11 protein-coding genes are annotated in these 12900 nt (G+C 37.1%); 5 read left to right on the top strand and 6 right to left on the bottom strand.

Features of this window, described 5'->3' with window-relative positions:
- Window positions 1-88: 88 nt before the first annotated feature.
- The gene (locus C9J40_RS14520; protein WP_107247303.1) at window positions 89-1081 is read left to right on the top strand and encodes a lipoate protein ligase C-terminal domain-containing protein; all 993 of its coding nucleotides are present in this window, start codon (window positions 89-91) and stop codon (window positions 1079-1081) included.
- A 482-nt stretch (window positions 1082-1563) separates the two neighbouring features.
- Here the strand turns inward: C9J40_RS14520 and C9J40_RS14515 are convergent, their stop codons facing one another.
- Both C9J40_RS14515 and C9J40_RS14510 read right to left on the bottom strand, forming a co-directional pair.
- Window positions 1564-2805: a trypsin-like serine protease gene (locus tag C9J40_RS14515; protein ID WP_233220327.1), complete on the bottom strand. Its 1242-nt coding sequence runs from the start codon at window positions 2803-2805 to the stop codon at window positions 1564-1566.
- 162 nt (window positions 2806-2967) lie between these two features.
- On the bottom strand, window positions 2968-3975 hold the full coding sequence (locus C9J40_RS14510; RefSeq protein ID WP_107247301.1) for a trypsin-like serine protease: 1008 nt from the start codon (window positions 3973-3975) through the stop codon (window positions 2968-2970).
- Window positions 3976-4352: 377 nt separating this feature from the next.
- On the opposite strand from C9J40_RS14510, the gene C9J40_RS14505 reads away from it, so the two are divergent.
- Complete coding sequence (locus C9J40_RS14505; RefSeq protein WP_107206951.1) at window positions 4353-4925, top strand: alkylphosphonate utilization protein; 573 nt, start codon at window positions 4353-4355, stop codon at window positions 4923-4925.
- Window positions 4926-5022: 97 nt separating this feature from the next.
- Here C9J40_RS14505 and C9J40_RS14500 read toward each other — a convergent pair whose 3' ends face one another.
- Both C9J40_RS14500 and C9J40_RS14495 read right to left on the bottom strand, forming a co-directional pair.
- Entirely contained in the window at window positions 5023-5451 is a 429-nt protein-coding gene (locus C9J40_RS14500) for an RDD family protein (RefSeq protein WP_107206950.1), read from the bottom strand.
- Window positions 5444-6862, bottom strand: coding sequence for a coniferyl aldehyde dehydrogenase (locus tag C9J40_RS14495; RefSeq protein WP_107206949.1), 1419 nt, complete (start codon window positions 6860-6862; stop codon window positions 5444-5446). The genes C9J40_RS14500 and C9J40_RS14495 overlap by 8 nt, the downstream gene beginning before the upstream one ends.
- A gap of 213 nt (window positions 6863-7075) precedes the next feature.
- On the opposite strand from C9J40_RS14495, the gene C9J40_RS14490 reads away from it, so the two are divergent.
- Window positions 7076-7720, top strand: coding sequence for a glutathione S-transferase (locus C9J40_RS14490; protein ID WP_107247300.1), 645 nt, complete (start codon window positions 7076-7078; stop codon window positions 7718-7720).
- 171 nt (window positions 7721-7891) lie between these two features.
- Window positions 7892-10222, top strand: a complete 2331-nt coding sequence (locus tag C9J40_RS14485) for a phosphocholine-specific phospholipase C (protein WP_107247299.1) — start codon at window positions 7892-7894, stop codon at window positions 10220-10222.
- Between the two features lie 58 nt (window positions 10223-10280).
- On the opposite strand, the gene speG is transcribed toward C9J40_RS14485, so the two are convergent.
- The gene (gene speG / locus C9J40_RS14480; protein ID WP_107206946.1) at window positions 10281-10805 is read right to left on the bottom strand and encodes a spermidine N1-acetyltransferase; all 525 of its coding nucleotides are present in this window, start codon (window positions 10803-10805) and stop codon (window positions 10281-10283) included.
- Between the two features lie 139 nt (window positions 10806-10944).
- Complete coding sequence (locus tag C9J40_RS14475) at window positions 10945-11847, bottom strand: LysR family transcriptional regulator (RefSeq protein ID WP_107206945.1); 903 nt, start codon at window positions 11845-11847, stop codon at window positions 10945-10947.
- Between the two features lie 115 nt (window positions 11848-11962).
- Here C9J40_RS14475 and C9J40_RS14470 point away from each other — a divergent pair, with 115 nt between their 5' ends.
- Window positions 11963-12490, top strand: a complete 528-nt coding sequence (locus C9J40_RS14470; protein ID WP_107247298.1) for an NADPH-dependent FMN reductase — start codon at window positions 11963-11965, stop codon at window positions 12488-12490.
- Window positions 12491-12900: the final 410 nt, after the last annotated feature.

The following is a 12900-nucleotide window of genomic DNA, read 5'->3' as shown; positions in this document are numbered from 1 at the left end:
AATTTTTAGTTATCTCACTTAATTAAACTTGGCGTATATGCAACAATGTATTTTTATAATTCAAAGATTGATGATAAGAGATAATTTCATGAAACTGTCTATCTATTATTCAGAATCAACCGATCCAAGCTTCAATCAAGCGATTGAAGAAACATTACTGAAACAAGCGAATGGCAACAATATTATTGCTTTTTTATGGCAAAATCAGCGCTCTGTTAATATAGGAAAAGACCAAAATCCTTGGCGTGTATGTAAGCCGAAGCTACTTCGTCGTGAAAATATTAACATTGTCAGGCGTCATACAATTGGCGGTGCTATCTATCAAGATCTAACACACACAAATATTGCGTTAATCGGCCCTACTCATTATTTAACACAATACTTAATTGAAAAAATATTAATAGGTACATTTGAGCCATTGAAAATAGATATCGCAGTCTCTGACAATCTTGAATGCTTAGTTGAAAATAGAAAAATTTCTAATACTGCGCTATCAGTCTCTGAAGAATATTTATTTTTTCATACTACTTTAAGAGTAAATACCTCTCTTGCTGATATATCAAAGTACATGAACAGTCGTTATTCTATTCTCAATCATCAAAACCTTGAACGATCTTATACCTCTATTAACCAACATATTCGTCCATTAGAACATAATGAATTATGTCATTACATTAGTGACAGTATTCAAAAAACACTAAAGCTTGATGTCGAAAATACGGTTATTGTAAATAACCAGCATCCCGATTGGTTCGAATTTAGTACAAATTTTTATCGTCTGAAAAGTTGGGATTGGAATTACGGTCAATCACCTAGTTTTATTGAATCATTAGAAACTGAATTTTCATGGGGACACGTAGAACTGAAATTGAATGTTGATGCTGGAGTGATCACCAAAGTCTACTATGATGCGCCTACCCAATACCACAATATGATGAATGACCTAAGTCAAGCGGCAATTGGTTATCCATTTAATGCCAAATCTGTTATATCCATTGTCTGTGGCTTATTGCTCACGCATTCAGAAGATTATGATGAGTTGATGGCACTTTCTGAATGGCTACAACAAGAAATTGCATAAGAGTAAAGATGCTAACTTTTAAGGAAAAATTTAGTTTTATGTCTATATATTGAACTAAATCAATTGGACATCAATTACACTATTTTTATCATTAACAACTTCTTGACTTTAGCAGAGGCGGCACCAAATCTAGCCTATCTGCTTTTCCCACAGACTTATACACAGCTTCTGTGGATAATAGGGACTATTTGTTTCTCCTTACGATACGTATTCCATGGGTATTTTTATAACAAGAATGACTTATACAAATAAAAATTAAACAATAAGAATCATAAGGTTAAATAAAAAAAATGAAATTATTAACTCTAAATAGTTATTAATTTCACTTTATTTATGACATAAAAATACTGTGAATAAATCGTTTTAATTACTCATAATTCAACACAACTTTTGATAAATTTATGCTAAGTAATTTCATCAATATCATTCATAAAAAACCACCAGCTTGTACTGATGGTTTGTGTAAATTAATAGTGAGTCATTTAGCTCTTTTTACGCCTTAAGTAAGTCATCATTCCAAGTAACGTAAGCGATAAAGCACCGATATGGCCGCCACTTCCACCATCATCTTCAGTGATATTACAGTTATTAGCAGAAATACTGTCATTACAGTTCATTTCTGCGTCTGCCTTTTCTTTGGCTAAAAATTCAGGCAATGTGATTGCTTGTTCTGGTACAACAGCAACAGACTCATTGATCCAGTCATAATAAGTTCCCACACGGGTATAAAACGTTGGTCGTGTAAGTGATCCACATTGAGGCTCACCAGCTGAACCTCCGCTCACAATACCAATTTGTACCCAGTTGCTATTATTATCTTGGGTTAATAGTGGTCCGCCACTATCGCCAAAACAAGCATCAGGACCGAGCAAATCAGGGCCTTCAAGTTTACGAGCAGGCAACGTACAAAGTTTAGTTGTATTTGATGGGCTATCAATAAAAATACCGGCAGGATCTTGAGACTCAAAACGTTCATAACATTTATCAATTGGGAAACTTGCTAACATTGTTTCTAGCAAGGTATCTGAAGTATCACCTTCATAAGCTAAGCTATTTTCTTCCGCCGTCTCTTCATCTTCTGACGTTGATATTGCTTCTGTTACCCCCCACCCTTGGACTTTGACATTTTCAGGAAGGTTTTTCTCGTTCCACTCTGCCTTTAATTTATCATCAAGCTCCACGGCTAAGCTGGTTGACGCTAGCGTAACTTTACCAACACCATCAAAATTACGGTTTACACGTATAAGCGCGACATCATTATCTAATGCAGTATTAATAATCTCGGTTTCAAGATCAACGCCGTTATCTGTTGAAACTTGAAGTAAAATAAGAGGGTTATAATCAGGATGAACAACAACATGAGTCGCTGAATATATATCTTTAATATTTGCTGATGCATTATCAACAAGGCCTGTGGTAACGGTTATATCGGATGGTGCTACCACTGCCAAGCCTGATGCTCCAGCTCCTCCACCACCAACAACGCAGTGAGCTGCAGTGACTAACCAACGATCATTTAAAACGGTGGCACCACAAAAATGTGATTCATTTGCTTTATTCATACGCAGCGACGCCATGAAATTATCTTCAGTTGCAACCGCGACTTCATCACCACCAATAATATAAGGAACGAGTTTTTGCTGTTCTGTTTCAGCGTAGACAGAACTACTTACCCCTAAAGCAATGCAGACACTCAAAGAATGAGCTAATTTGTTCACCATCATTAAATCCTTTTAAAATACAGCTAATTTAATGATACCGAATACTCTTCATTGCTTGCTTAGAAAGATAAACGAGTTGCGACAGGCTTCTTTTTTCTATGTAACTTGTTCTAACAAACATAGAAAATATTAAATCAAGTCCACAGCAACTCGTTTCAATAGTTATTAGCTACGCTTTCTTCGTAACCAGCCCATTGCCAGTAATGACATCATTAAACCTGCACCAACAGAACCGCCACCACCACCGTTATCGCTATTATCTTTAAGTATTGGTGTTTTCTCTGCAATTACGTTATTAATCCAGTCATCGTAAGCACCTACACGGGTATAGACATCAGGTGAATCAGTTCCACATGGCGGTAGACCAAAACTGGTAATTCCTAATTGAACAGTTTCTCCTGCAGTACTTTGATAATAAAGAGGCCCCCCACTATCTCCAAAACATACCCCCATAAGATCATCCTTCTCAAATGTGCACATCTTTAATGTATCTGCAGGGCTAGAGAACCAATTTTCTCCCGGTGATTGGAAATAACATTGGCTCATTGGTAAATAACTGAGATTTACTTCCATCAAAACATCAGATCCACCTTCATTATTCGTTGCTGTACGCCCCCACCCTTGAGCCAGTAACTTACCATCTTCTTCACTTAACGCAGTTTCAATTTCAAAGGCTTCTTGCTCTGTAGGTAAAGAAACAATCTTCGCCGTGTCTATGTTTCTAGATACAGCTATTAAAGCAATATCGTAAGCAAATTTAGTGTTATTTTTACTATCAAGGCTACCATCCTCATTTTTTAAAGGTTCAGGTAAATAATCTGGATGCACAATAACTTCAACAGCCTGATAAGTATTGTCCGGCTCAAAATCAGAACGCCCTGTTACACCTGCATAAATTTTAATATCTTCTGTAGGTATCGTTTGCAATGAGGCATTTTGCGGGCCCGTTCTTATACAGTGTGCTGCGGTTAATACCCAACGTTTAGCAATTAAACTTCCAGTACATTCCCAAGTCCCAGCTTGAATATACACAGTTGATAATTCTTCAGGGTTTGTTTGAACCTCATTACCACCAATAATATACGCACTAATATCACTTTCTGACGCCGTTGCAGAAAGAGGAAAAGACAGTATTCCCGCAATAGCTAGCCCAAACGTTGTCATTTTATTCATACAAGCCTTCTTAATTATTTTCCTTTTAATTAGGCTTATAAAGTAACAAATTATGACCAAACGAGCAGAAGTAAGAAGTAAAAAAGTGACACCATTCATAACCTGAAATAATAATATCTATTACTTAAAGCAGCAATTTTAGCAATCATGCCCATTAAATAAATACGACATCGTAAACATAACTTTGGCTTTGGTTAAAAAGGTTAAAATCTGATTACTTTTTAGTTGTCTCTTGGATAATTTCCTATGATATTTTTCTTCCTTTGGACACTAAACAGTCTGATGTACTATATATTTCGTGATCTCACGCTTGTTTTCTTCCCTTATGATTATTTGATGTGCATAATGTGCCCACAATCACTCTATGGATAATTCCCATGACTATCGAACAAGCTTTAAAAGATCGTAGCGAATCAAAATGTGAACTATGTTCTTCTGAAAATAACCTAGCTGTATACGCAGTTCCAGCGTCTGAAGATAAGAGCGCAGGCTGTAGTGTATACCTTTGTGATACTTGCCGTGGTCAGCTTGAAGCTCCAGAGACAACAGATGAAAACCACTGGCGTTGCCTAAACGACTCTATGTGGAGTCAGGTTCCAGCTGTACAAGTAATGGCTTACCGTCAACTTAAGCGTCTATCTTCAAAAACTGACTGGGCAATGGACCTAGTTGACATGATGTACCTAGAAGATGATGTTAAAGAATGGGCAGATAAAGGCCTTGTTGAAGAAGAACAAGCTTCTGTTCCAACACTTGATGCAAACGGCGCCAAGCTACAAGCTGGTGACAACGTAACAATCATCAAAGACCTTCCAGTTAAAGGTTCTAGCATGGTAATTAAGCGTGGTACTCCGGTACGTAACATCAGCCTAACTGATAACCCTCTTCATATCCAAGGTCGTGCAGACGGCGTTCAAATGGTTATCATTGCGGCATACACTAAGAAATAATTTTTAGTTTCGCTGAACATAGATAAAAGAAAGCCCTTAGCATTCTCATCGTTAAGGGCTTTTTATTATCTCGTTATTTATATCCAACAAAGATCTTTTATTTAGATTTCTTGATAACAACCGTATTGGCTAATTTATCATGCCATCCTTGTTTTCGTTTATCCCAGCCAACGGCAAGTAAGCCTATTCCTAAAGGGATTGCTGATAAATAACGAATAATAAATTGCTTAACCGTCGGTTTATCCCCTGTTGTCGCATCAACAATGATCGATTTTATTGCCATTTTCCCTGGTGTCGCTGATTTGTATAACCAAAAAAGCATCACGCCAATAAATGGCAGACCATAATTAACGAGTAAGCTCGCAGGATCAAAAGTAGCGCTCGACCCAGTCGAGAAGAAATCACCGTATAAACTGTACAATAATGGTGCCGTGACTAATGAAACAACCAATGTATCAACAATCGTCGCGACTACACGTTGCCAAAAGCCCACATAAATTACGTTATTAGTAATGCAATCAGTCATACTTTCCAAACTTTCGATTAACAATAAAGTTAATCATGCGTTTACCTAATGATGAATACGGTGAATATAATAGCTTCAATGCTGAAAAAGACGCTTGATACATTACAGGGCGCATCTTCGATAAACGTTCAAAGCCTTCTTTTCCATGATAATGACCTATCCCACTATGGCCGGAACCACCAAAGGGTAAATCATCTTGCGCCACATGTAACATTACATCATTAATTGTGACGCCACCTGAACGCGTCTGCTGAATAACCTTTTGTTGTATATCTTTATTGTTAGAAAAGAGATATAGAGCCAGTGGCCTATCACCTTTATTTATTGATGATATAACCTGCTCTATCGACTGATAGCCAAGGATGGGTAAAATAGGACCAAAAATCTCACGCTGCATGACTTGCATACTCTCATCCACTCCAATAACAAGGTGGAGTGGGAATTTACGCGAGTTCATATCAGGAGATGAATTGGGGATCAAGTTATAAATATCAGCCCCTTTCGCTTTTGCATCTTCTAAAGTCGTTACTAATCGTTCAAAGGACTGACTATCAATAATTGATGTGTAATCTTGGTGGTTAATATCGACAAAGCGCTTAGCTATAATCTTTTTTGCTTTTGTTACAACTTCTGGTAACAAAGCCTCAGGAACATACAGGTAATCTGGCGCTACACATGTTTGACCACTATTATACGTTTTTCCGCCTAAAATTCGCTCTAATGCCTTATTGAGATCATAATCATCAGCAATAATGGCTGGCGATTTCCCTCCAAGCTCCAAGGTCACTGGTACAAGGTTTTTCGCCGCATTTGCCATTACAGCTTTGCCCGTTGCACTTGAGCCCGTAAAGACTAAATGATCAAACGGTAATGCTGAAAATGCTTTACCTGTGTTGCCTTCTTCTGCAATAAAGCGAACCTTTTCTAACGAAAATGTATCTGTAAATAACTGTTGTAGCAATCGACAGAGCTCTGGGGAGTTTTCAGACATCTTCACCATCACTGAATTACCCGCAGCAATCGCGGCAACCAAAGGCGCAATAGCTAAAAATAAGGGATAGTTCCATGGCACTATAATACCAACAACGCCAACAGGTTGAGGTATCACTCTATTTTTAGCAGGTTGAAACCATATCGAGGTATGACGTTTTTGTACTCTCATCCAACGAGACAGATTTTTTTGTGTATATTTAATACACTCAATGCTGGTAAATATTTCAAGCAATGCTGTTTCTGAAGCCGAACGCTGACCAAAGTCCTGTGCAATCGCATGACAAATAGCATGTTGATTCTGCGTAATTAATAATGAGATCTTATCTAAATCGGTTAATCTTTCTTGTAAATCAGGCATTGGACATTGTAAAAATGCCTGTTTTTGTTGTGTTATATATTGATCTAACTGCTCATTCATCCGTATTACTCTCATCACAGAATCAAATTAAAACAAGGCTAAAATGTTATATGTATTGTAAGCATATCGTAAACACAGATCTTTATACTCTAATTCGTTAGCTTATGGTAATGAATCAATACAATACGTTACATAGATATACGCACCATGCTCTATTTTAGACTACCCTCAATTACAAAGGGGATAAGTTGGGATAAGTTGAAGGTTTTAGATATGTCAGTACCTATTTTATATACACTACGACAATGTCCTTACGCCATTAGAGCAAGGTTGAGTCTGGCACTTGCTGAACTTGAATTTGAGCAACGTGATATTGATTTAAGGCGAAAGCCTGCCGAAATGTTAGACATAACACAGAAAGGAACGGTACCTTTACTAGTATTAGAAAATGGTGACTATATTGATGAAAGTTTAGAAATCATGATCTGGTCTTTGAACAAAAATGATCCTAATAATTTACTGTTAACTCATGCCCCCCACTTCTTTGCTGAGATGCTTAGCCTTATAGCAAGAAATGATCATAAGTACATATTAGCATTAGAACACTATAAATCCGATGCTCGCTATCATAATCCAGAAGTACCAATCTATCGTAATCTTTGTGAATCATTTCTATCTGATCTCGAAAACCGTCTTTCTAATCATCAGTATTTAATGACAGATACATTGAGCTTAGCTGATTACGCCATATTGCCTTTTATACGACAATTTTCGCATGTTGAACGCCGATGGTTTCGACAAGCCGATTATCCAAATATAAAGCAATGGTTAAGCAGTCTTTATCAAGACCCTATTTTTTCAAAAGCAATGAAAAAGTATCCATTATGGGATAATAGTAGAAGCACAGTTACTAATTAATACAATGACTTCACCATGACAAATTAGTGAATTAGTGGTGAATTTTACGAAGCGAATGTCAGCGCTGTGTTAATAACCATACTAACAATAATAGCTTAATAGTTATGAAATATTCCTTATTCAAATTAGCTTAAGGTTAATCAATAACCTGAGTTTTAATAAGGAATTATTATGGTAAACGATAGTCGTCGCTCATTTATAAAAAAGTCTGCCGTTGTTGGCGCAGGGGCTGCAGCAATAAGTACAACCCAAAATGTGTTTGCAAGTATTGAAAAGGCACTTTCAATCCCTGCGAACCGCAAGCACGGTAGTATCAAAGATGTTGAGCATGTCGTTATTTTAATGCAAGAAAACCGCTCCTTTGATCATTACTTTGGCACAATGACAGGTGTTCGAGGCTTTGCAGACCGCTTCCCGTTAAGGCAACCTAATGGGGATTTTGTTTGGAATCAGCATAACTCTAATCCAGACGAAGAAAGTACATTTAAAAAGACATTATTACCTTGGTATTTTAATACCAGCAAAAATATTGGCTACGAATTTTTTGCAGGTACTCCCCATCTTTTTAATAATGCACAATATGCAAATGCACACGGTAAAATGGACCAATGGCTACCGAATAAAACCGATAGAACAATGGGTTATTTTACAGAAAAAGAAGTCCCTTTTCAGTTTGCTCTCGCGAATGCGTTTACCTTATGTGAAGCTTATTATTGCTCAACACAAACAGGTACTAATCCTAACCGTGTCGTCCACTGGTCTGGTACAAATGATCCTCACGCAAAGAAAAATGGGCCTGTTATTAATAATAATCATGAAAACTTTGATAGCCCAGATGAAATCGAAAACGGTTATAAATGGACAACCTATCCTGAGAGGCTTCAACAAGCGGGTATATCGTGGCGTTTAGTGCAGAATATTAACAATAACTACACAGACAACCCCCTTGCTGGTTTTAAAACCTTTAGAGATGCGCATTATAATAATCCATCAGCGCCTTTCTACTTAAATGGTATAGGAACAGAAACTCAAGCTTCTATCGAAACATTCAAAGCACTTTATAACAGTGATGAAGGCTTACCTAAAGTTACTTGGATTGTAACTGAGGATGAATTCTCCGAGCATCCGGGTTGCTCGACGCCAACATTAGGCGCAGCCTATACATCTGAAGTCTTGGATATACTCACTTCAGATCCTAGCGTTTGGGCTAAAACCGTATTCATTGTTAATTTCGATGAGAATGATGGCTTATTTGACCATATGCCACCACCGTCGGTTCCTCACAAAACACCTGATAACAAGGTGTACGGTAAGTCAAATATCAATACCCATAATGAATATTATTATGATACCGATTATTCAAAAACGGAGGAAAATGTCGATAATTTTGTAAATAACGCTTCACATGGATTAGGACCACGAGTGCCTTGTTACGTAATATCGCCATGGAGTATTGGCGGGAATATTAACTCACAGGTGTTTGATCATACTTCTGTGTTGCGCTTCTTAGAAAAAGTAACAGGCGTTGAAGAGCCAAATATCTCGACCTGGCGTCGTGAAATTTGTGGCGACCTCACCTCTTGTTTTGATTTTGAAAAGCGGAGTCACACAATTGATTTTCCACAGGGTAAATCAGAATTTGAAGCCCTTCAGTTAAAAGCGGCAGCAGAAAAAGAGCATCAGAAACATCTGCCTAAACCTGGTCATGAACATGAATATGGATACGATGAGTCAGGAAAAAGAACCAAACCACAAATGAGTTTAATTGGTTTACCCGTGGTTACACAAAATGGTTCTCGCCCATCTTGCCAGCTTCCATATGCGCCTAAAGTAGATATTAAATTTAAATCTGATGCCGTAATGTTTGAGTTCGCTAACCAAGGCAAACAAGGCATCGTATATCAAACCTATAACTACCTTGCCCATAATGAGCCCCAGCAAGACAAATTTCTCGCTCCAGAAAATAGCCCATATGATATGACCATGCCACGTCAATACAGTGTAGCGTCAAAAGGAGCCAATAAGCTTGAACCTGCAGTTTCAGATAAATGGACAATTGGTGATCATAGAGACTTTGATTTAATGACCTTTGGTCCCAATGGCTTCATTCGTCGAGTAAAAGGTTTTACATCTGAGCATAGAGAGATGCCAATTGTTTCAATCGTTCACAGAGAGTCAAGAGCAGGTCATGCTACCCCTCACCTATCGTTTAAAATTGAAAATCGCTCTAAGCAAACTCAAATCATTACAATAACAGATAATATTTACGGCAAAGATCCTGTGGAAGTTAAGATAAAGGCGGGGAAAGTAGAACATATCGCTTATAAAACCTGTAAACACTGTTGGTATAATTTATCAATAACAGCAGATAATTGTAAATATTTCTCATTACAAGCAGCAGGACGTATTGAGATGAATCACAAACACAACTTTCAAGCTGTTACAGATCCTGAGATGGGTAACTTTTCTTGCGATAGTGAGCTAAATAGCTTACGGAGTTAATATTTGAAATAGAAACCAGACAAGTTATTGTCTTCATTACCTTGTCTGGTTTTTCTAATTACTGATTACGGCTTAAGAAATATTCATCCTGTAAGATATACATTCGCTTAATATCACAGTACTTACCATTAATGAAAATTTCTTTCACTAGATGGCCTTCCTCTACAAAACCACATTCTTCATACAAGTGGATCGCTTTTTCATTCGCAACCGATACATGCAAATATACTTTATGTAGATTAAGAATCGTAAACGCATAGTTTAGCGCACGATTAATTAAAGTACGCGCATAACCATTACCCTGAAATTCAGGCGCAATAATAATCTGAAATTCCGCTGTACGGTGGATATTGTTAATTTCAACCAGTTCAACAAGACCAATTGACTCTTCATCTTCATTTTCAACAATAAAGCGACGCTCAGTACTATCATGAATGTGTTTACGATATAGCTCTTCAAGCTCTGCAAACGATTCATAAGGCTCTTCAAACCAGTACGCCATAATCGTGCGGTTGTTATTTAATTGATGAATAAAGCGAAGATCAGTTTTCTCTAGTGCACGCAGACGAATAGCATTGCTCATTTATCTATACCCTTGATAGTAATGAAGCAGTAAATACAGAAGACTTACTACTAATACAGAAAAAATACCACTTTACATCACAAAAAAAAAAGAAAACTTGTAACAAGATATTCGACGAAGCATGCCAATGCTTAGTAAGCTAAAACGGTGTCACTATTTCTGTTATTAAATCTAGGAAGCAGCTTACTTTCGATGCGACATGTTTACGTGTTGGATAGAGCGCATAAACATCAATTTCAGGGAAAATGTAATCATCAAATAATAGCGTTAATTCACCTGATTGTAGTTGTGCCTCTATATAAAATTCAGGTACACGGATAATACCCAATCCATTATCAACCAGTGCTAGTGACATTTCCGTACTATTACTCAATACGCGTTGTTGTACTTCGACTAGTGTTTTGTTTCCTGCTTTATCTCGGTATTCCCAGACATTGAATTTTTTCAAATTAGTATAACAAAAGCAGCTATGAGCGGATAATTCCGAAGGATGTTGTGGGTAACCATAGACTTTTAAGTATTGTTTTGATGCCACTGTGCAAATTCTGCTGCTATAAATACGCTTACAAATCAAACTCGAGTCATCTAATTTAGCAGTAGCGCGGATAACTAAATCATAACCGTCGGCAATCACATCAATAGGCTTATCACTCATATCTAGATCGAGCGTAACTTCAGGGTATCGAGATAAATATGTTGTGAAAACATCGGCTAAATACTGTTTACCAAACCAGACAGGGCAACTAACTTTTAACGTTCCTTTTGGCTCAACGGTACTTTGTGTTATTTCCGCAACGGCTTGCTCTGCATCACTAATCAGTTGTACACACTCTTGATAATAAGTCTTCCCTTCAGGAGTTAAAGCAATGCTCCTTGTGGTGCGATTAAGGAGTCGAACCCCTAAGCGACTTTCAAGTTTGGCGATTTCTTTACTTACATAAGAATTAGAGTGTCCAGTAGCTTCGGCAGCGGCACCAAAACCGCCGCACTTCACTACTTGAACAAACACAGTGATACCATCAAACAATCGATTATTAGCCATATGGAATCTATCTAATCACTTTTAGCCTATTAATTACATTTGAACTCTAATATACACTCTGTACAAAGGTTAACAACGGTATGTTGTTAAAAGACTTATCGATGAGGATTTAAAAATGAAACTACTTGCTTTTGCGGCATCGAACAGCCAACACTCTATCAACCATGCATTAGTTACATATGCGGCATCACAAGCTAATGCTGATGACGTTGAAATTTTAGACCTTAATGATTTTGAAATGGCGATTTACAGTATCGATCGTGAAAATAACTCAGGCATTCCAGAACAAGCACAAATCTTTTTCGATAAGATTGGCCAAGCGGATGCTATTTTAATTTCATTTGCAGAATATAACGGTTCATATACATCGGCTTATAAGAATGTTTTCGATTGGACCTCACGTATAGATCAAAAGGTATTCCAAAATAAACCAGTGATCATGCTAGCTACTTCTCCGGGTCCAGGAGGCGCTGCGAGTGTATTAAATAGTGCTGTTACGTCTGCACCTTATTTTGCCGCCAAAGTGGTAGGATCATTATCTATACCTAGTTTCTATGAAAACTTTGATTTAGAAAAAAACACATTAATTAACGATGATTTAAACCAGCAATTAACAGAACTAATTAATAAATTAGAACGTTAACAGCCTACAAAAATAAAATTAAGTTGATGGTTTTTCATAATCAAATCACTTTACATACGAGAATGGCAACAGTCGCACAACTCACGAATACTCACTCTAATTAGCTTCATGATAAATTATAAGGTTGCTGTATCTAAATATTAAATATAGCAATCTTCTTTTCACTGCCATTATTCAGTTTTCACCATCACACTTGACGCTTTACTCACAAAACTGAACAGCCCTCCTCCTAAATCCTGTTATAGTTTAGATAAACGGTTAAAAAGCAGGCAGATTACACGTAAAATATATCTACCGAACAATACATCATAAAAAATAGATCCTTATTAGTATGTCGTAACTTGCTATTTTCTTTATAAAAACATGCTTTTTCGATAATATTGTTCACATTTAAACGTTTAAAACGTGAA

The sequence above is a fragment of the Photobacterium sp. GB-72 genome, assembly GCF_003026095.1.
In the GTDB taxonomy this organism is placed as follows: Bacteria; Pseudomonadota; Gammaproteobacteria; order Enterobacterales; family Vibrionaceae; genus Photobacterium.
This window is presented reverse-complemented; position numbering and strand designations above follow the sequence as displayed.